The following is a 19,173-nucleotide window of genomic DNA, read 5'->3' on the forward strand; positions in this document are numbered from 1 at the left end:
ATATTAACGTTGACTTTATTTAGTTTTTGTTAATTCCTAACATAGTTTTAAATTCGTAATTATAATTTTTGATATAATTTAAGGCATGAAAATTTTAGGAATAGGGTCTCGTATTAATCATAATGAGTTTGGTAAAGGAGTAATAACAAATGTTACTTCTACTATGTATTGGGTAACTTTCATGGATAGTGGAATAGAAACTATTTCTTTGGATTCTGATTTTGAAATTATTGAAGCTGTTACAGATGATGTGGATACCATAAGTTTTTCTGAAGTAGAGCAATCTTTAATTTCTATTTTGCGTAAGTGGAGTGATGCTTCTTCCATAACTCCTATAGCAGATAAATGGAAAAAAGGAACTTTAATTTTACAGCCATTAGATTCTAACTTAGCAAGTAAAGAAATTCCAATAGATACTTTTTTTCATAAAATTGTAATGGTTCGCGATAGAATTAGAGTTATGGAGCAAAAAATTAATTCTAGTAAAAATTTAGAAGACCAAGAGAAGGTAGATTTACAACAATATATCACTAGAATTTATGGTAGTCTTACGACTTTTAATGTTTTGTTTAATAATAAGAGTGACCATTTTATTGGGGTAAAAAGTAATTAATTTGCAATTCTATTTAAATTTAATTTACTGTTATTAAATGGAAAATTATTTTGTTGTAGTTTATTAATTACCAGTGTTATTATATTGTTTTTATTAAAGTGTTTATTTAATATTTTAATTTTCGCACTATTGTTCGTCAGTTTACTTTGTGAGGCTTTAAATATTTGATTTGTATCAAGCACAATCATTTCAATACTGCGAGTGTCATAATAAATACCATAATTTCTATTTACATCATAAATTAACCATGGTTTTTTATTAACTCTAATCCTAAAATGTTTTGATAATAAAGGTATAACATCAAAGTCAGGAGCAATATTTGTGTAAAAAACACCATCATTAGATTCTTTAAATTTTATAGTTTTTTCTAAATATATTTTTTCTTTTGCAACAGTTAAAGAAACATCCTCTATGTTAATTTGTTCTGTAATTGAAAAACCTATTTGTGCTGCTTGGTAAGGGTTAAATAAACTTTTGATATATAGATACAATACATTTTCTATGTTTTTCTTTTCGCTTAAAAAAGAAAAATAAATATTTTTTAGAGCAGTGCTATTTTTATTTTGAATTGTTTTCCAAACACGTTCAGCTTTATTCATGTCTGTAAATATTATTTTAGTTTTTGTAAATAAGTTGTTATTATAAGATGTTCTTTTGTTGATATTTAAAGTTTTTCTTTTTTCTTCAAAACCTACAAATACAGCAGTTAAAAAACCATTAAAACTACCGTCATAAATTAAAGTCTTAGTTTCTTCCATAATTAGTTAAATAAAGAAAGTTGTATTGCATTTGTATTCTTAATTACTTTACTATTTGTAATTGAAGTATTATTTTTTGGAATATTTCCAAAAAATATAGGTTTTCTTTTTTTTCTTGGAATTACACTAATGAATGAATCTTCCTCGCTAATTGTAGCAATAGCTTGTAGTTTGGAGTGTATTTCTTTAAAAACCATAGTGTCTAATTTTAGTATCTATCCAAAAATATGGAATATTTCCTAATTATGGAAATTTTCCAATATATTTTTTGGAAATAATCCTAATTGTGTATATTTGATATATGGAAAATGACGCTATTTTAAAAAGGTTTACAGATCTAAGAAGGGAATTAGGATTTACACAATCTGAGTTTGCTAAACAAATTGGTGTTTCTAGTACTACAGCAGATATTGAAAGAGGTAGAACTAAATTATCTGGAAAAGTAGTTGTAGAGCTTTTAAAAAAATATAAGATTAATCCTCTTTGGTTATTTGGAGAAAGTACCCAACAATATATAGAAACTTCGTCTACAAGCGTTATTCCAAAAGTAGTTACCGTAGATTCTGCAGAAAATGATAATATGGTTTTGGTTAATGCAAAAGCTGCTGCCGGATATCCTCAAAATATAGAAGATACTAGTTGGTATAAAGAGTTACCTGCTTTTGATTTGCCTTTACCAGAGTTTAGAAATGCAACTTACAGAGGATTCCAGGTAGAAGGAGATAGTATGCTTCCTAATTTAAAGCCTGGAGAATGGGTTTTAGCAAAAGCCACAGAAGATTTAAAAGAAGTTAGTGCTAATAAAATATATGTAGTTGTATTACAAGATGCTGTTTTAGTAAAAAAAGTTATTAGTAAGCCAAATTCTCCTAACGTTACTTTAGTTTCTTTGAATGAGTCATATCCTCCCTATGATATTGAGCCTCATCAGATACAAGAAATATGGGAGGTAAACAGTAAAATTACTTTTGGTATAGATGCTACAACAGAAAAAGGCTTATTAAAACAACTCCAAGAATCTATGGAGGAATTAAAAAGCCAAATAAATAAAACGAACGGGTAGTGCTTACTTATAAATGCATTTGTATGCACTATCTACACTAACTTTTACATTAAAAGATTGGTTAGCTTCTACCTCAAACATTTCATAAGGCTTATAGGTTTTCCAAGTAGACTCTCCTGGTAGTTGCACTTCCATTTCACCAGATACTACAGTCATGTATTCCTTAGATGTAGTTCCAAAAGTGTACTCACCTGGAGCCATAACGCCAACGGTTGCTTTTCCTTCATTAGAATCAAAGGCTATAGATAATACTTTTTTATCAAAATAAGAATTGGTCTTAAACATGTTTTTCTTTTATTGTGAAATACAAAAATAAATAGAATTTATAAGAGGAATATAAGCTTAACAAAGGAGTCTTATTTTGTGTTTTAATACGCTTTTATAGTTCCCATGTCTAACGTTATAGGTCCTAGTTTATGTTTAGAAGGAAGAAGAATACCACTTTTCATCATCTTCCAATTTTCCCAAGTTGCTTTAATACCGCCTAGAGGAATAATGCTGACCCACATTTTATAACTCTTTGGTGTTCCATTTGGTTGTAGTTCCCATAAATAAGAATCTCCTGGAGTAGAACCTCCAATCGTATACGATACTAGTAGTGCTTCTTCACCATTTTCTAGTGTTACTATTTCTCTTTTGGTTCCTTCATCAAACACTTTAAATGGAGCTACAAGCCAGAAAGAATCGTTGTTAAAATAATCTAAAGCAGTTTGTAGTAATTCTTTTTCCTCTTTAGTAGTAAGTATGGTATTTTCTTTGGTTATAGAGCTTAGAGATTTATTGTTTAGATTAAGTTTGGCAGTGTAATTGTCCCATTTTACAGTAACAAGTCCTAAAGATTTATTCCATTTATACCTATGAGAACCATTTGCGAATGACCATTCTAAAAAGTTTGTGTTAGCATATTTCTCTCCGCCAATGGCTTGCATCATTTTTTTGGCAAGAGCATCGGCTTTATTTCCTTTCTGCCCATTAGGAACAGATTCATTGCAAATTATATATAAAATGCCTACCCCTAAAAGAATAACAATTAAGCTGTAACTGAGTAATTTTCCAATTTTCTTTACATATTTCATATCTAATATCCTACAGCAGTATCATCTCCTCTTTTATCTGCTCCGGCTTCTAGGCTACCATCAGGCAACACAAGAATAGCATCTACCTTGCCAATAATAGGAGTGCGTTCTTCATTTATTATGTATTCTTTGGATTTTAATTCCTCTTTTAAAGATTTAGAAAATCCATTTGGTTCAAATATGACAGCATCTGGCAACCATTGGTGGTGAAAACGAGGGGCGTTTACAGCCTCTTGCATACTTAAATTAAATTCATAAGTGTTAAGAATAGTTTGTGCTACTGCTGTAATTATAGTTGATCCGCCGGGAGTGCCAACAACCATCCAAAGTTTGTTGTCTTTTTCTACAATAGTAGGTGTCATGCTACTTAGCATTCTTTTTTCTGGTGCAATACTATTAGCATCTGCACCAATTAAACCAAACATATTAGGTACTCCTGGTTTTGCACTAAAATCATCCATTTCATTATTAAGAAAAAAGCCAAGTTCGTCACAATATAATTTAGAGCCATAATTACCATTTAATGTAGTGGTAACAGAAACTGCATTACCATCTTGGTCAATAATAGAGTAATGGGTGGTTTCGTTACTTTCTGATATAATATTTATTGCTCCATGAGATACAGTAGAAGACTTTGTTGCTTTATCAAAAGAAAAATCATTCATACGATTTTTCAAGTAGTCATCACTTAAAATTATATCTAGGGGTATAGTTACAAAATCAGGGTCTCCTAAAAAATAATTACGATCTGCATAAGCTCTTCTAGAAGCCTCTGTAAATAGTTGAATAGTTTTGGTAGTGTTGTGTCCAAATTCTTTTATTTTATGAGGTTCTATCATCTTAAAAATTTGTTGCATCGTAATTCCTCCACTACTTGGAGCTCCCATTGAAATTATTTTTAAATCTTTATATTTAAAAATAACGGGTTGTCTCCATTTTACATTATATTTTTCTAAATCTTCCTCGGTAACATAACCACCATTTTGTTGAATAAAGGAAGATAATTTTTTTGCTACACGACCCTTGTAAAACCCATCTCTACCATGTTTAGAAATACTTTTTAAAGTATTTGCTAGAGCTCGGTATTTTATAGTGTCTCCTGCTTTATAAGGAATAGAAAATTTACTATGTTCCCCGTTTACTTTAATAAAGTCTTTTAAATAAGGTGCAATTTTTTTCTCTTGTTTTTCTGTAACAACAACTCCTTTTTCTGCCAAAGCTATTACTGGGGCTAAAATTTTAGAAAGAGGAAGAGTACCAAACTTTTTATGAACCTCAATAGCTCCAGCAACAGAGCCTGGAACACCTACAGCAGTTGCTCCGAGTGTACTCATTCCTGGAATTACATTTCCTGTAGCGTCTAAATACATGTCTTTATGGGCACTTAAAGGTGCTTTTTCTCTAAAATCTATAGCACCAATATCTCCATTTCCTTTTCTGTATACCATAAAACCACCACCAGAAATATTTCCTGCAGATGGATGTGCAACAGCCAAAGCAAATTGAGTAGCTACCATAGCATCAAAAGCATTACCACCTTGTTTTAAAATGTCTGAACCAATTTTTGAAGCTTCTTCTCTGGCAGAAACTATCATGGCTTTAGTTGTAATTAAACCAGTTGGAGAATTATTTTGCTTTTTACAATTGTAAATTAATGTAAGAAAGCAGAGTAATAGAACCTTTATTGTTTTCATAATCAGTAGAATTTAAAGCTCTTTTAGGTTAAAGGGAAATATATTTTTGCCTAGAAAAGGTAATTAATTCTTCAAAAAAGGCATTGAACTCCTCTTCAAAAGCAGCATAGTGTTCTTCAAGGTCTAAAATTGCAAAGTTCATTTTAGATTTATTTTTGGTACGCCTATTCATTCCGTTAAGAACACGGTTTATCCCCTCCATATTAGAGTAATTGTAAATCCAATTTTCACTTATCATATAAGGCATCATGCGTTTAACTCCGTCGGGCAAAATGGTATAGTTATCTTCTAGTAAGTCATAAAAATTATTAACAAAAACAGCTAAAGGTATGTCTGAGTAATTTTCCCAATTTTTAGCAAGAAAATGATCATAAAAAATATCTACTATGACTCTACTATAGTGGCTATAGTTTTTATGAAGCCGTTTACTACTAATTTTTGGGATAGCATGTGTATCTGTAAAAGTATCAATAAACCTATGTAATTGTATTCCTTGTTGCACACGTTCTGGTAAGTGTTTAAACTTATTCCCTCTAATACTATCTGCAATGAAATTTCCTATTGTAATTTCATTATCACCAAAAGATAAATAAATGTGTGCTAAAAAGTTCATATAACGATAGAAGTTTTCTTAAGGTCGAATTTACGAAATGCTAAACTTAGGATAAGAAATAGTCCTGTATATTTGCAAAAACTTTTTTATTTATTATATGACACTAATCAAATCAATATCAGGAATACGTGGAACCATTGGAGGGCAGCCAGGAGATAATTTAACGCCAATTGATGCTGTGAAATTCGCAGCAGCTTACGGAACATGGTTAAAAAGGTACTCTAAAAAAGAAAAATTAAAAGTAGTAATAGGTAGAGATGCTAGACTTTCTGGGCAAATGATTCAGAACCTTGTTGTTTCTACACTTACTGGTTTGGGAATAGATGTGATAGATTTAGATTTATCTACCACGCCTACTGTAGAAATTGCTGTTCCTATTGAAAAAGCTGATGGTGGAATTATACTAACAGCAAGCCATAACCCTAAACAATGGAATGCTTTAAAACTTTTAAATGAAAAAGGGGAGTTTTTAGACGCAGCGCAAGGTGCTGTTATTTTAGAATTGGCAGAAAAAGAAGAGTTTACTTTTTCAGAAGTAGATAATTTAGGTACCGTTGTTGAAAACAACGCATATATAGATATACATATTGACGAAGTTTTAGATTTACCATTGGTAGATGCAGAGATAATTAAAAAAGCTAAGTTTAAAGTTGTTGTAGATGGTGTAAATTCTACAGGAGGAATAGCAATTCCAAAATTACTAGATGCTTTAGGAGTAGAAGTGGTGAAATTATATTGTGACCCAACAGGTCATTTTCCACATAATCCAGAACCGTTAAAAGAGCATTTAGGAGATATTTGTGATTTAGTAGTAAAAGAAAAGGCTGATTTTGGTATTGTTGTAGATCCAGATGTAGACCGTTTAGCTTTTATTAGCGATGATGGCGAAATGTTTGGAGAAGAGTACACTTTAGTCGCTTGTGCGGACTATGTATTGGGAAAAACAAAAGGGAATACAGTTTCTAACCTATCCTCTTCAAGAGCTTTAAGAGATATTACGCAAAAACATGGTGGTACCTATGAAGCGGCTGCAGTAGGAGAAGTGAATGTAGTTACAAAAATGAAAGCTAACAATGCTATTATTGGTGGCGAAGGTAATGGCGGAATTATTTATCCAGAAAGCCATTATGGTCGTGATTCTTTAGTTGGAACTGCTTTATTTTTGATGCATATGGCAGAAAAAGGAGGAACGGTAGCGGAACTAAGAGCTAGTTACCCATCTTATTTTATGAGTAAAAAGAAAATACAATTAACACCAGGATTAGATGTAGATGGTATTTTAGTAGCTATGGCTAAAAAATATGAAGGAGAAGAAATCTCTACTATAGATGGTGTGAAAATTGATTTTGCTGAAAATTGGGTGCATTTAAGAAAGTCTAATACAGAACCAATTATTAGAATATATACCGAAGCTAAAAGCCAAGCTGAAGCAGATAGTTTAGCAGATAAAATTATTGGAGAAATTAAAGAAGTGGCTGGGATATAATTGCTTTTTGATTTGTAAAAGAAAAAGCCTAATATAAATAGTATTAGGCTTTTTTTATAAAAACTCTTTAGGAACTCTATTTCTGTGTTTCCACCTTCTATGTGTCCATAAATAATGTTCAGGTTTTTCTTTTATTTGTTGTTCTGTTAGCTGTAAAAATTGATTAGTTATTTCGTTCTTTTCCGTATTCTTTGCATTGGTAGTAATTGGAATAAACTCGGCGGTGTAATATCCTCTCTTAACTTTGCTAACTTTTAAGAAAACTACAGCTAGATCTAATTTTCTAGCCATTGTTTCAGCGCCATTAAAAATAGGAACTTTAATATCCATAAACTCTGTCCAGTATTGCCCTTTATGTACCATAGGAGATTGGTCACTTACCATACCGTATATAGATTTTACGTTGTTTTTAACGTTGGACATTACTGTTTTTACAGTCTCTTTTTGTGTAATTAATGTAGTATTCCAACGGGCTCTAGTTTTTTTTATCCAAGAGTCAAAATAATCATTACTTACTTTTTGGTAAACCGCATAGCCTTTGCCGTCTACATAATTATTAATACTAACATTCCATTCCCAATTTGCATAATGGGAGCATACTACTAAAATGCTTTTGTCTTCAAGAATATTCTGAAGTACATTAATATTTGTAACGTTATATCTTTTTTTAACTTCTTCTCTAGATAAATGCATTGTTTTTACCATTTCTAAAAACATATCACACATATGTTTATAAAAATCCTTTTCTATTCTTCTAAGTTCAATATCGCATTTTTTTGGAAAAACTAAAGTAAGGTTGTCCCGGACAACTTTTTTACGATACCCAAAAATCCGATATACAATGATATACACTACATCAGAAAAAAAGTAAAATAACTTATAAGGTAGTCTAGATATTATCCATAACAATGGATAAATTAAAACATAAACAAGCAACTGCATATTCTATATTATAATTGGCAAATATAGTTATATTTGAAAGGTATATAAATTTTTAGATAATGAACAATCTTCATGTGGCTACTATAGCTGTAATGGCTGCCAATATTATAGTTTCTTTTAAAGGTTTTAATGACTCTTCTTTTTTTGAACGTTATAAATTTGGTATTGGTCCAATTAAGGCAGGGCAGAAGGAGCGTATGCTTACTTCTGGTTTTTTACATGTAGATATTTCTCATTTATTTATGAATATGTTTACGCTATATTTTTTTGCAGATGTAGTTATTGATTATTTTGGACCTGCTAAATTTCTTTTAGTATATGTAGCTAGTCTTGTCGCGGGTAGCCTATTGGCTTTATTTTTTCATAAAGATGAGCCCTATTATTCTGCGGTTGGAGCTAGTGGTGCGGTAACAGGTATATTATATGCAGCAATATTATTAGAACCAAATATGCGTTTAGGAATTATGTTTATTCCTATTCCATTACCAGCATATGTTGTAGGTATAGGTTATTTGTTATACTCTATATATGGAATGAAAAGTAGATTAGGTAATATTGGACATACTGCTCATTTTGGTGGTGCAATTGGCGGTTACGTAGTTACATTACTTTTTATGCCTAATTTATTAATTACAGATACGCTAATTGTTTTGTTATTGGCAGTTCCTATTATTATACTTATTGCTTTAGAAAGAATGGGGAAATTGTAAACTATTATAAAAATATGGTAAACTACCTCGGGGCAAGCCCACGAGGCATTAGAAGGAAAATTAGCATTGATTTCGACACAAGCGTCGGAGCATTTAAATCTCTATTATCGAGTAAAACTTAACTATAGTATAGTGTTAAATAGCTATAAGTAAGTGTATTTCATCGAAAAATACAGGCGGAGGTATACATAAAGTTTAATTTTGACGTTACGTTAGAACCCAAATCTAATTTAACAACCTACTTTTATGAAAAAGACCCCCTTTTATGTATTGGCCTTTTTAGGCTTAATGGCATCGTGTGTAGATGAAACTACAGTATTCAACGAAACCCAAGACGACATTACAATTGAAGCAAATGAACAAGCACTAGAAAATAGTATTGTTTATGATAACGCAGGTGTGTTAGATATCTTTGAAGAATCTTCTACATCTGGAAAATCTGGATTAACTTCAAAAGACGAAGAAATAGCAGGAGATTATCCTTTAACTCTTGTAGCACAAGTAGATGCGCCTTCTTTTAGAGGAGGGGAGAACCTTACAGCATCTCATGTGCATGTAGATGGAGATTATGCTTATGTATCTTATAATACCGTAGAAGATGGTTATGCAGGTGCAATGGATATTATTAATGTAAGTGATCCAAATAATCCAAGAGTAACCTCAAGATTATACTATTCTAATGCAGATATAAACTCTATCCAATATGATAATGGATATGTATATTTTGCAGGTGGTGTAGATGCAGAAACATCGGTGAGAGCAACTTCCAATTCTTTTTTAGGTAAAATTGCTGCTTCAAGTGGTAGGTTTACTGGAACTACAAATATTGAATATGCTTTTCAAGAAGGGTACAACGCAACAGATGTTGCGGTAAATGGAAATAATGTATATGTAACTAGCGGGCAAGAAGGAACTTTGTCTATTTATAATAAGAGTACATTAAACGCTATTAACGAATCTGAATTTTTGGATTTACGTTCTGTAGCGGTTCAAGACAATAATGTTGCAGTTTTAGATGCAAGTAAAGGTGTAGCAGTATTAGACTTAAATTTAAATATAGTTAAAGAGATTGCTATTGATAGTGATTTTGGTATAAATACTAAAAGAACGTTAGATTTTTCTGGAGATAATATTGTAGTTGCCGAAGGAGCAAAAGGAGCAGGAGTATATAGTATTGCAACTGGAGCTTTAAAAGAATACATTCCAATATTAATTAATCCTAATGGAGTAGATAATGGAGATGTTGTTACAAATGCAGTTGCAACTAATGAGGATGTTTTGTTAATGGCAAATGGGGGTGCAGGATTATGTTTGTCAGAAGAACAAAATGATAATACAGATTTGGTTGGTATTATTCAATTAGAAGGTTCTGTAAATTATGTAACAACAAAAGGAGACTATGTTTTTGCGGCTTCTGGAAAAGAAGGTTTACAAATTATAAAATTAAATAAACCAGATGAAAGCTTAGCTACTCGCTGTTCAGAATTATCTTCTTATAGTGGTAGTTCTAACCTTAATGTAAACGCTAATCAAACATTATCTTATAGAGGTTCTAAAAGATTTAATAGTGTAAATATTGGTGGAGATTTACTTTTATGTGGATCCTGGACGGTTAAAGAAGGTGTGAATATTAATTCCAATGCTTTATTTGAGATGAATGGGACATTCGTTGTTGGTAGAAACAATAGAAAAAGAAATATTAATGTTAATTCTGGTGCTAAGCTTAGAGTAGAGGGTAACTTAACCATTTATGGAGATTTAGTTCTTAATGATGGAGCTACCATAGAATTTATTGGAGAAGACTCTGTAGTAAATATATTTGGTGACGTTAAAAAATCTGGAAACGTAACTGTAGAAGGAAAATTTAAAGACGTTAAGAATAAATTTTAATAAGTTAAATTTTATCCAAAAAGAAAGCCCAAAACATAGTTTTGGGCTTTCTTTTTTATAGAAAAGTTATTAATTAAGTAACTCTGCTACTTTTTGTTCAAGAGCATTTCCTCTTAAGTTTTTTGCTATGATAACACCATTTTCATCTAGTAAAAAAGCAGCAGGAATAGCATTTACATTATAGAGCTTTGCAATTTCATCATTAAAATAAGCAAGATTAGAAACTTGACTCCATTCTAATTTATCCTCTGCAATAGCTTTTTTCCAATCTTTTTCATTTCTATCTAAAGAAACACCAATAATATTTAAGCCTTTGTCATGGTATTTTTTATAGACCGCTAAAACATTAGGGTTTTCTGCTCTACAAGGTTTGCACCAAGCAGCCCAAAAATCAATTAAAGTAACTTTTCCTAATACACTATTTAAACTTACTTCTTTTCCTTCAGGGTTTTTTGCTGAAAATTCAGGAGCTTTACTTCCGATAGAAGTATTCTTATTTGCAGCTTCTTTTATTTCTAAATCACTAATTCTTTTTAAAACGTCTTTACCTACTTTATTTTCTTTTATTTCTGGAGAAAGTCCATCATATAATTTTTTTAATTCTTCTGCAGGTATAGCTTTAGAAGCTACAGCGCGATCAATTAATAAGGCAGAGATTAAGCCATTTGGATTTGCTTTAATATATTCTACCTCAAAATCTTTATATTCATTTTGTAGTTCCTTCATCTCGTCACTTAAAGCAGAAATAGTAGCCTCGTCTTGAGACATAGTTGCTTTTTGTAAATCTTTTTGAATAGACATTGCTCTTTGTGACATTGCCTGTGATTTATTCATATAATCAGAGAAAATATCATTTTGTGTTGTACCTTCAACTTTAGCTAAATTTAAGCTGTCTCTTTGAGCAGATATTTTAATTTCACCAGTTTCTAATATAAGTACAGAATATCCTTGTAATTTATCTACAAAAATGTAATGTAATTCTGGAGAAGTTGGTTTTCCAGAAAATGAATAAAGACCTTTATTTGTGTATGCTGTGTCTACAGAAACAGGTTGATTATTTTCTCCAATTTTTTTTAAAATTACTTGAGTGCTGTCTGCAACATCTCCTCTAAGTGTACCATTAATTGTGTAACCTTCTGGTTTATTATTACATGCTATTAATGTAGTAATTAAAATAAGGGGCATTATAATTTTTTTCATATCCATTTTTTTCTGATGCAAATGTACTTATATATAGGATATAAAAAAAGCCCTTAACATTATAGAGTTAAGGGCTTTTTTTTTAGTAAGTATCTTAGAATTGGTATCGAATACCAAGAGCTACATCAAAATCAAAATTATCAGAGAAACCTTTATAACCAATTATTCCAAATTCTGGCCTACAATCTAAGGATAATAATAGTGGGAAATCAAAATTGTATTCTATCCCAATATCTCCAGCGGCAAATACAAAGAGTCCATCATTGTCTTCCGCACTAGGAATAGGAGCAAAGTCTACACTCCCGAGCCCTCCTCCAAAACCATAATACCAATTAAAACCTTGACTTATAGGTAATACCCATTGGTATAAACCAGCTAATTTAACAGCATCATAACCTCTGCTATCTCTAAAGCCTAGATCTAGTTCTAATCTATTTGTTCTTGATAGTAGATGTTGGTAAGAAATTTCAGCACCAAAACCATCACTATCTCCTAATCGTAGCCCAGCGGTATGGTTTGCTATGTCTTGCGCATTACTGTTAAAGGCTGTAATACAGAATATTAGTAATATTAACCTTATCATTTTCATAGTATTTCTTTTTTAAGTTTTAAAAAAAGGAGCTCCTGTTCAATAGAGCTCACACAATAAAAACTTAAATTTGCATTCAAAATTGTGCCGCTTTGGAAAAAATAGTCTTAGAAGAATTAGGGAATGCTTTAGAAGGTAAATTACGAATTGATGATTTAAGTAAAGCACTGTATGCTACAGATGCATCTGTCTATAGAAAAATACCTATGGCAGTGGCTTTTCCAGAGTCTGTTTCTGATATTAAAAAATTAATTTCTTTTGCAACTAAAAATAGGATAGGTCTAATACCAAGAACAGCAGGAACTTCTTTGGCAGGGCAATGTGTTGGGGATGGTATTGTAGTAGATGTTTCTAAGAATTTTACTAAAATACTGCATGTAGATAAAGAAAAGAGACAGGTTACTTTGCAACCTGGAGTAATTAGAGATGAGTTAAACTTGCATTTAAAACATTACGGATTGTTTTTTGGACCTAATACATCTACCTCTAACAGATGTATGATAGGGGGTATGGTAGGTAATAATTCTTCTGGTACAACTTCTATCCAGTATGGTGTTACAAGAGATAAGGTTGTTTCTTTAAAAACAATATTATCCGACGGTTCAGAAGTAGAATTTAAGGATGTTTCTAAAGAAGAATTCCATAAAAAGATGGAATTAAATACACTTGAAGCATCACTTTATAAAAACATATATAAAGAGCTGAACAATAATTTAATAAAAGAAGAGATAATTAAAGAGTTTCCTAAACCATCTATACATAGGAGAAACACTGGTTATGCGGTAGATGAGTTGCTAGATAACGTAGTTTTTGGAGATTCTAATAAGCCATTTAATCTATGTAATTTATTAAGTGGTAGTGAAGGAACTTTGGCTTTTACAACAGAAATCACTGTTGCTTTAGATGATTTGCCGCCTACACTTTCTGCAATGGTAGTTACCCATTATAATTCTTTAGAAGATTGTTTAGCAGATGTTGTTCCATTAATGGAAAATAATTTGCATTTATGCGAGATGATGGATAAGGTTATTTTGGATTGTACTAAAAATAACAGAGAGCAATTAGCAAACCGTTTCTTTGTAGACGGTGATCCAGAAGCACTTTTGATGCTGCAAGTGAATAGTAATACAGAGGAAGATTTAGAGCAGCAAATACAAGGGGTTTTAAAAACGGTTAAAAAATCTAACCTTAGTTATGCAGAGGCTATTTTAAAAGGTGGAGATATTGCAAAGGCTATAACCTTAAGAAAAGCAGGATTAGGTTTGTTGGCAAACCTTGTAGGAGATAAAAAAGCAGTTGCTTGTATAGAAGATACAGCAGTAGCTGTAGAAGATTTAAAAGATTTTATTGGAGAGTTTACGGGTATTATGCAAAAGTATGACCAGAAAGCGGTTTATTATGCACATGCTGGTGCAGGGGAACTGCATTTAAGGCCTATTTTAAATTTAAAGAAAAGCAAAGATGTAGGCTTGTTCAGAGATATAACTACAGATGTTGCTTTGTTAACTAAGAAATATAAAGGTTCTTTTAGTGGTGAACATGGCGATGGTATTGTAAGAGCAGAATTTATTCCTTTAATGATTGGCGATGCTAATTATGAGCTACTTCGTAGAGTAAAATCTTATTTTGACCCTAATAATATATTTAATCCAGGAAAAATAGTAGATGCCTACCCTATGGATGCGTCTTTACGCTACGAGATAGATAGGGAAGAGCCAGAGATAAAAACACTTTTAGATTTTTCTGCCGATCAAGGAATTTTAAAGGCTGCCGAAAAATGTAATGGTAGTGGTGATTGTAGAAAAACGCATCACATGCCAGGTGCTATGTGCCCAAGTTACCAAGCAACTAAAAATGAAAAGGATACAACAAGGGGTAGGGCGAATGCCTTAAGAGAGTTTTTAACAACATCTGATAAGGTAAATAAGTTTGATAGTAACGAGTTAAAAGAAGTTTTTGATTTGTGTTTAAGCTGTAAAGCTTGTTCTAGTGAATGCCCTAGTAATGTAGATATAGCAACTTTAAAAGCAGAATTTTTATTCCAATACCAAGAAGCAAAGGGGTATTCTAGACGGGCAAAAATGTTTGCGCATAGTACTAAAATGAACCGACTAGGAAGTAAGTTTTCAGGGATAACAAATGCTATGTTTACTTCGGAATTTATTAGTGGATTGATTAAAAAAAGCTCTGGAGTTGCAAAACAAAGAGCTTTGCCAAAAGTTTCAAGTTTTAATTTTGATAAACAATTACAAATATCTAGAAATAAATTAACTACAACTAAAGGTAAACTTGTTATTTATATAGATGAATTTACAAATTATCTAGATGTAGAGCTTGGAAAAGATGCTATTGATGTTTTTACAAAATTAGGGTATGATGTTTCTCTTTTCTATGGGGAGAGTGGAAGAACATATTTATCTAAAGGGTTTTTAAAACAAGCAAAAGAGCTTGCTCTTAAAAATATAGAAAACCTAAAACCTATTGTAGTTAAAAATATTCCTATTGTTGGTTTGGAACCTTCAGCGATATTAACTTTTAGAGACGAATACAAGAGATTGTCTGATGATAAAGAAACAGTGAAAGCTATTGCGGATAATTCCTTTTTAGTGGAAGAGTTTTTAGCGGATCAAATTGCAAAAGGAATAGTAACAAAAGAATTATTTACTAAAGAAGTTAAGGAGGTAAAAATTCATAACCATTGCCATCAAAAATCATTATCTAATCAAAAAGTAACTTTTGATATGTTAAATTTACCAGAAAACTACAAAGTTTCTATTATAAGCTCTGGTTGTTGTGGTATGGCAGGTTCTTTTGGTTATGAAGAAGAACATTATGAAGTAAGTATGCAAGTAGGGGAATTAAAGTTGTTTCCAGCAGTAAGACGAGCGTCAAAAGAAACAATTATAGCTGCAAATGGAACCAGTTGTAGGCATCAAATTTATGATGGAACTAAAAGACAAGCAAAACACCCAATAACAATTTTTAAAGAGGCTATGCTTTAATAGTATCTTTAGTTGTGAATTTATTTTCAGAATCTTTTTTATACGTGAGCGAGTTTATTAGTTCTTGGATATTCATGTTTTTTATTTCTTCATCAACAAAAAAAGGTATTAATTTGTCATGATTGTATTTGTATACTTTCCAGCGTTTAAAAGAGTACTCCAGTGCAGTAAGATTTTCTACCCAATCTCCTGAATTTAAGTAAGTACATTTTCCTTTTTCTGTAACTATTACTTCTTTTTTAGGAATATGGGTATGACCGCAAATTACATAAGAGTATCCATTGTCTATAGCTAGCTCAGAAACTGTTTTTTCAAAATTGTTTATTGCTGTTACATATTTTTTTAGACCTTTTTTAAACTTGCTAGATAATGAGAATCTTTTTCTTCCAATTTTTTTAAAAAACCAATGTGTAAATTTATTTAATTGTAGTAGTAAGCTGTAGCCTGCACTTCCTAATTTTGCTATCCATTTACTGTTTTTGGTATCAATGTCAAAGACATCGCCATGAAAAAACCATGCTTTTTTTCCATCTAGATTTAGTACTAATTTGTTTTTTATTTTTAAACTTTTATTAAGGCTGGTATTAAATTTTCTTAGACTCTTATCATGATTTCCAATTAGATAGATTACTTCGGTCCCTTTTGAGGACATTTTTAGTATTTTCTTAATAACTTTTACATGAGAAGAAGGAAAGAAATTGTTGTCTTCTTTCCAGGTGTCTAAAATATCCCCGTTAAGTACGAGTATTTTAGGTTGTATGCTGTTAAGGTAATTAACGATTTCTTCTGCGTGGCAATTGGGGGTGCCTAAATGTATATCAGAAACAACAGCTATTTCAATTTTTCTTTTTTTCAATTGTAAAGTACTTTCCTACAAAATAAGTTAATAAAGAAAATATAAAAGTGAATTTAAAATCAAATAAACAGTATGCAATGGTTAATAAATATATTGTTATATAAACCTAAGGTTAGGTAATTATTAAGAGGGCTTATAATTTTTGTTTTTCTTTATTAACAATTACCTTTGACATAAATTAAAAAACTATGGCTGGGAATACCTTTGGAAACCTATTTAAATTAACCACTTTTGGTGAGTCTCATGGCGTTGCTATTGGAGGTGTAATAGATGGTTGCCCCTCTGGAATAGATTTAGATTTTGATAAAATACAAGAAGAGCTAAATAGGCGTAAGCCTGGGCAATCTGCAATTGTAACACAGCGTAAAGAGCCAGATGCTGTAGATTTTCATTCTGGAATTTTTGAAGGAAAAACAACAGGTACACCTATTGGTTTTGCAATCTTTAATACCAATCAAAAATCTCATGATTATGGGCATATAAAAGATTCTTATAGACCATCTCATGCAGATTATGTGTATGATAAGAAATATGGATTTCGTGATTATAGAGGTGGAGGAAGAAGTTCTGCGAGAGAAACTGCAAGTAGAGTAGTTGCTGGGGCAATTGCAAAACAATTTTTAAAAGGGATTACTTTTGATGCTTATGTTTCTCAGGTTGGAGAATTACAACTAAATAAAAATTATAAAGAATTAGATTTTTCTTTAACAGAGTCTAATCCTGTTCGTTGTCCGGACCCTATTATGGCAGAAAAGATGGAGAGCTATATTAAGGACGTTCGTAAAGAAGGGGATACTATTGGTGGTGTAATTTCATGTGTCATAAAAAATGTCCCAATTGGTTTAGGAGAGCCTGCTTTTGATAAGTTACATGCGGAATTAGGAAAGGCCATGTTATCTATAAATGCTGTAAAGGGTTTTGAGTATGGTAGTGGTTTTGAAGGCGTTAAAATGAAGGGGAGTGCGCATAATGATAAATTTAATTTGGACGGTACTACTCAGACAAACTATAGTGGTGGTATACAGGGTGGTATAAGCAATGGTATGGATATATACTTTAAGGTTGCGTTTAAGCCAGTTGCTACTGTTATACAAGCCTATGAAACTATAGATAAAGATGGTAATATGGTTAAAACACAAGGTAAAGGCCGTCATGATCCATGTGTTGTTCCAAGAGCTGTTCCAATTGTAGAAGCAATGGCCGCGTTAGTTATTGCAGATTACATGCTTCTTAACAGAACTATTAAAGTCTAATTTTTTAAGGATTTTTCAGTCAAATTAGGTATCTTACAGACGACTAAAATTGACTGAATGAAAAAACTAGAATTGCATTGGCAAATTCTAATAGGTATGCTATTTGGAATTGCTTTTGGCTTTGTAATGACACAATTGGACTGGGGAGTAAACTTTGTAACCAATTGGATTAAGCCTTTAGGAACTATTTTTATTAAGCTTTTAAAGCTTATTGCTATTCCACTAATAATTGCTTCTTTAATTAAAGGAATTTCTGATTTAAAAGACATTTCTAAATTTAAAAACATAGGAATACGAACTATTGTAATTTATATTTTTACGACCATTGTTGCTATTACTATTGGATTGGTACTAGTAAACCTTACTAAGCCAGGAGATGGCATATCTGAAGAAACTATTACAAAATTAACTAATACTTACGCTCAAGATAGTGGCGTGTTGGCTAAGATTAATGAAGCTACAAACCAAAAAGGGGCAGGTCCTTTACAATTTTTAGTGGATATGGTTCCAGATAATGCTGTAAAGGCAATGGGGAGTAATAGTTTAATGCTACAAGTTATCTTTTTTGCTATTTTCTTAGGAATAAGTATGTTGCTAATTGGGGAGAAGAAAGCACAGCCGTTAAAAGACTTTTTTGATTCTTTGAATGATGTGGTTTTAAAAATGGTAGATTTAATAATGCTTACAGCTCCTTATGCTGTTTTTGCTCTTTTAGCAAGTGTAGTTGTTTCTTCTAGTGATCCAGATTTATTGTTAGCACTTTTAAAATATGCACTCGTTGTAGTTGGTGGATTGTTGTTAATGATAGTTTTTTATTCTATTGTTGTAGCAGTTTATACTAAGAAAAGTCCATTTTGGTTTTTAAAACAAATGAGTCCGGCACAATTATTAGCATTTTCTACATCATCTAGTGCAGCAACACTGCCAGTTACAATGGAAAGGGTAGAAGAGCATATAGGTGTAGATAAAGAAGTTTCTAGTTTTGTTCTACCTGTAGGAGCAACTATAAATATGGATGGTACAAGTTTGTATCAAGGTGTTGCAGCAGTATTTATTGCGCAAGCCTTAAGTTTTGACCTTTCTCTTGCAGACCAATTAACTATAGTGTTAACCGCTCTTTTGGCTTCTATTGGTTCTGCGGCTGTGCCTGGAGCAGGTATGGTAATGCTAGTAATTGTATTAGAATCGGTTGGTTTTCCGCCAGATAAGTTTGCTGTAGGTTTGGCTTTAATATTTGCTGTAGATAGGCCGTTAGACATGTGTAGAACTGTTATAAATGTTACAGGAGATGCAACAGTATCTATGGTTGTAGCTAAATCTGTAGGAAAGTTAGGAAAACCTAATGTTAAAAACTGGGATGATAATTTAAAGGAAGTTCGTTAAGAACTAACTAAAAATAGTATTTAAAAGGGGGTAAATTTATTTAGC

The 19,173-nt window shown here is 31.6% G+C and carries 18 protein-coding genes; 8 read left to right on the forward strand and 10 right to left on the reverse strand.

Annotated elements, in window-relative coordinates; genetic code table 11:
* Window positions 1-85 precede the first annotated feature (85 nt).
* Window positions 86-613, forward strand: coding sequence for a hypothetical protein (locus Q0945_RS07935; protein ID WP_299433137.1), 528 nt, complete (start codon window positions 86-88; stop codon window positions 611-613).
* Here the strand turns inward: Q0945_RS07935 and Q0945_RS07940 are convergent.
* Both Q0945_RS07940 and Q0945_RS07945 read right to left on the reverse strand, forming a co-directional pair.
* Window positions 610-1,371, reverse strand: a complete 762-nt coding sequence (locus Q0945_RS07940) for a TIGR03915 family putative DNA repair protein (RefSeq protein WP_299433140.1) — start codon at window positions 1,369-1,371, stop codon at window positions 610-612. The two genes, Q0945_RS07935 and Q0945_RS07940, sit on opposite strands and share 4 nt — an antisense overlap.
* Before the next feature lie 2 nt (window positions 1,372-1,373).
* On the reverse strand, window positions 1,374-1,568 hold the full coding sequence (locus tag Q0945_RS07945) for a hypothetical protein (RefSeq protein ID WP_298486042.1): 195 nt from the start codon (window positions 1,566-1,568) through the stop codon (window positions 1,374-1,376).
* A 104-nt stretch (window positions 1,569-1,672) separates the two neighbouring features.
* On the opposite strand from Q0945_RS07945, the gene Q0945_RS07950 reads away from it, so the two are divergent.
* Window positions 1,673-2,434: a LexA family transcriptional regulator gene (locus tag Q0945_RS07950; RefSeq protein ID WP_299433143.1), complete on the forward strand. Its 762-nt coding sequence runs from the start codon at window positions 1,673-1,675 to the stop codon at window positions 2,432-2,434.
* Between the two features lie 3 nt (window positions 2,435-2,437).
* Here the strand turns inward: Q0945_RS07950 and Q0945_RS07955 are convergent, their stop codons facing one another.
* The 4 genes from Q0945_RS07955 to Q0945_RS07970 form a co-directional block, all read right to left on the reverse strand.
* Entirely contained in the window at window positions 2,438-2,719 is a 282-nt protein-coding gene (locus Q0945_RS07955; protein WP_299433146.1) for a pyrimidine/purine nucleoside phosphorylase, read from the reverse strand.
* Window positions 2,720-2,802: 83 nt separating this feature from the next.
* Window positions 2,803-3,510, reverse strand: a complete 708-nt coding sequence (locus Q0945_RS07960) for a hypothetical protein (RefSeq protein WP_299433149.1) — start codon at window positions 3,508-3,510, stop codon at window positions 2,803-2,805.
* Between the two features lie 2 nt (window positions 3,511-3,512).
* Complete coding sequence (gene ggt / locus Q0945_RS07965) at window positions 3,513-5,204, reverse strand: gamma-glutamyltransferase (RefSeq protein ID WP_299433151.1); 1,692 nt, start codon at window positions 5,202-5,204, stop codon at window positions 3,513-3,515.
* A gap of 28 nt (window positions 5,205-5,232) precedes the next feature.
* On the reverse strand, window positions 5,233-5,817 hold the full coding sequence (locus Q0945_RS07970) for an acyl carrier protein phosphodiesterase (protein WP_299433154.1): 585 nt from the start codon (window positions 5,815-5,817) through the stop codon (window positions 5,233-5,235).
* Window positions 5,818-5,914: 97 nt separating this feature from the next.
* Here Q0945_RS07970 and glmM point away from each other — a divergent pair, with 97 nt between their 5' ends.
* Entirely contained in the window at window positions 5,915-7,303 is a 1,389-nt protein-coding gene (glmM, locus tag Q0945_RS07975; RefSeq protein ID WP_299433157.1) for a phosphoglucosamine mutase, read from the forward strand.
* Between the two features lie 54 nt (window positions 7,304-7,357).
* On the opposite strand, the gene Q0945_RS07980 is transcribed toward glmM, so the two are convergent.
* Complete coding sequence (locus Q0945_RS07980; protein ID WP_299433160.1) at window positions 7,358-8,245, reverse strand: lysophospholipid acyltransferase family protein; 888 nt, start codon at window positions 8,243-8,245, stop codon at window positions 7,358-7,360.
* Between the two features lie 59 nt (window positions 8,246-8,304).
* Between Q0945_RS07980 and Q0945_RS07985 the strand changes: the two genes are divergently transcribed.
* Complete coding sequence (locus tag Q0945_RS07985; RefSeq protein WP_299433163.1) at window positions 8,305-8,955, forward strand: rhomboid family intramembrane serine protease; 651 nt, start codon at window positions 8,305-8,307, stop codon at window positions 8,953-8,955.
* Window positions 8,956-9,201: 246 nt separating this feature from the next.
* Complete coding sequence (locus tag Q0945_RS07990; RefSeq protein ID WP_299433166.1) at window positions 9,202-10,845, forward strand: hypothetical protein; 1,644 nt, start codon at window positions 9,202-9,204, stop codon at window positions 10,843-10,845.
* A gap of 69 nt (window positions 10,846-10,914) precedes the next feature.
* Here Q0945_RS07990 and Q0945_RS07995 read toward each other — a convergent pair whose 3' ends face one another.
* Window positions 10,915-12,045, reverse strand: coding sequence for a TlpA disulfide reductase family protein (locus Q0945_RS07995; protein WP_299433169.1), 1,131 nt, complete (start codon window positions 12,043-12,045; stop codon window positions 10,915-10,917).
* Between the two features lie 94 nt (window positions 12,046-12,139).
* Window positions 12,140-12,634: a hypothetical protein gene (locus Q0945_RS08000; protein WP_299433172.1), complete on the reverse strand. Its 495-nt coding sequence runs from the start codon at window positions 12,632-12,634 to the stop codon at window positions 12,140-12,142.
* Between the two features lie 92 nt (window positions 12,635-12,726).
* On the opposite strand from Q0945_RS08000, the gene Q0945_RS08005 reads away from it, so the two are divergent.
* A complete protein-coding gene (locus Q0945_RS08005) occupies window positions 12,727-15,636 on the forward strand; it encodes an FAD-binding and (Fe-S)-binding domain-containing protein (protein WP_299433174.1) in 2,910 nt (969 codons plus the stop codon).
* On the opposite strand, the gene Q0945_RS08010 is transcribed toward Q0945_RS08005, so the two are convergent.
* Complete coding sequence (locus Q0945_RS08010) at window positions 15,626-16,492, reverse strand: UDP-2,3-diacylglucosamine diphosphatase (protein WP_299433176.1); 867 nt, start codon at window positions 16,490-16,492, stop codon at window positions 15,626-15,628. The genes Q0945_RS08005 and Q0945_RS08010 overlap by 11 nt on opposite strands.
* 188 nt (window positions 16,493-16,680) lie before the next feature.
* Between Q0945_RS08010 and aroC the strand changes: the two genes are divergently transcribed.
* Together aroC and Q0945_RS08020 are read left to right on the forward strand one after the other, a co-directional pair.
* The gene (gene aroC, locus Q0945_RS08015) at window positions 16,681-17,745 is read left to right on the forward strand and encodes a chorismate synthase (protein WP_299433178.1); all 1,065 of its coding nucleotides are present in this window, start codon (window positions 16,681-16,683) and stop codon (window positions 17,743-17,745) included.
* A 57-nt stretch (window positions 17,746-17,802) separates the two neighbouring features.
* Window positions 17,803-19,128, forward strand: a complete 1,326-nt coding sequence (locus Q0945_RS08020) for a dicarboxylate/amino acid:cation symporter (RefSeq protein WP_299433180.1) — start codon at window positions 17,803-17,805, stop codon at window positions 19,126-19,128.
* Window positions 19,129-19,173: the final 45 nt, after the last annotated feature.

The sequence above is a fragment of the uncultured Maribacter sp. genome (genome assembly GCF_947500405.1).
Lineage (GTDB): Bacteria > Bacteroidota > Bacteroidia > Flavobacteriales > Flavobacteriaceae > Maribacter_B.

Excerpts from the sequence above, each read along its gene's own strand:
- Q0945_RS07980 (WP_299433160.1), bottom strand. The coding sequence starts at position 8,245 with ATGCAGTTGCTTGTTTATGTTTTAATTTATCCATTGTTATGGATAATA.
- Q0945_RS07950 (WP_299433143.1), top strand. The coding sequence starts at position 1,673 with ATGGAAAATGACGCTATTTTAAAAAGGTTTACAGATCTAAGAAGGGAA.
- aroC (WP_299433178.1), top strand. The coding sequence starts at position 16,681 with ATGGCTGGGAATACCTTTGGAAACCTATTTAAATTAACCACTTTTGGT.
- Q0945_RS07960 (WP_299433149.1), bottom strand. The coding sequence starts at position 3,510 with ATGAAATATGTAAAGAAAATTGGAAAATTACTCAGTTACAGCTTAATT.
- glmM (WP_299433157.1), top strand. The coding sequence starts at position 5,915 with ATGACACTAATCAAATCAATATCAGGAATACGTGGAACCATTGGAGGG.
- Q0945_RS07985 (WP_299433163.1), top strand. The coding sequence starts at position 8,305 with ATGAACAATCTTCATGTGGCTACTATAGCTGTAATGGCTGCCAATATT.
- Q0945_RS07970 (WP_299433154.1), bottom strand. The coding sequence starts at position 5,817 with ATGAACTTTTTAGCACACATTTATTTATCTTTTGGTGATAATGAAATT.
- Q0945_RS07945 (WP_298486042.1), bottom strand. The coding sequence starts at position 1,568 with ATGGTTTTTAAAGAAATACACTCCAAACTACAAGCTATTGCTACAATT.
- Q0945_RS07955 (WP_299433146.1), bottom strand. The coding sequence starts at position 2,719 with ATGTTTAAGACCAATTCTTATTTTGATAAAAAAGTATTATCTATAGCC.
- ggt (WP_299433151.1), bottom strand. The coding sequence starts at position 5,204 with ATGAAAACAATAAAGGTTCTATTACTCTGCTTTCTTACATTAATTTAC.
- Q0945_RS08000 (WP_299433172.1), bottom strand. The coding sequence starts at position 12,634 with ATGAAAATGATAAGGTTAATATTACTAATATTCTGTATTACAGCCTTT.
- Q0945_RS07995 (WP_299433169.1), bottom strand. The coding sequence starts at position 12,045 with ATGAAAAAAATTATAATGCCCCTTATTTTAATTACTACATTAATAGCA.
- Q0945_RS07990 (WP_299433166.1), top strand. The coding sequence starts at position 9,202 with ATGAAAAAGACCCCCTTTTATGTATTGGCCTTTTTAGGCTTAATGGCA.
- Q0945_RS07940 (WP_299433140.1), bottom strand. The coding sequence starts at position 1,371 with ATGGAAGAAACTAAGACTTTAATTTATGACGGTAGTTTTAATGGTTTT.
- Q0945_RS08020 (WP_299433180.1), top strand. The coding sequence starts at position 17,803 with ATGAAAAAACTAGAATTGCATTGGCAAATTCTAATAGGTATGCTATTT.
- Q0945_RS07935 (WP_299433137.1), top strand. The coding sequence starts at position 86 with ATGAAAATTTTAGGAATAGGGTCTCGTATTAATCATAATGAGTTTGGT.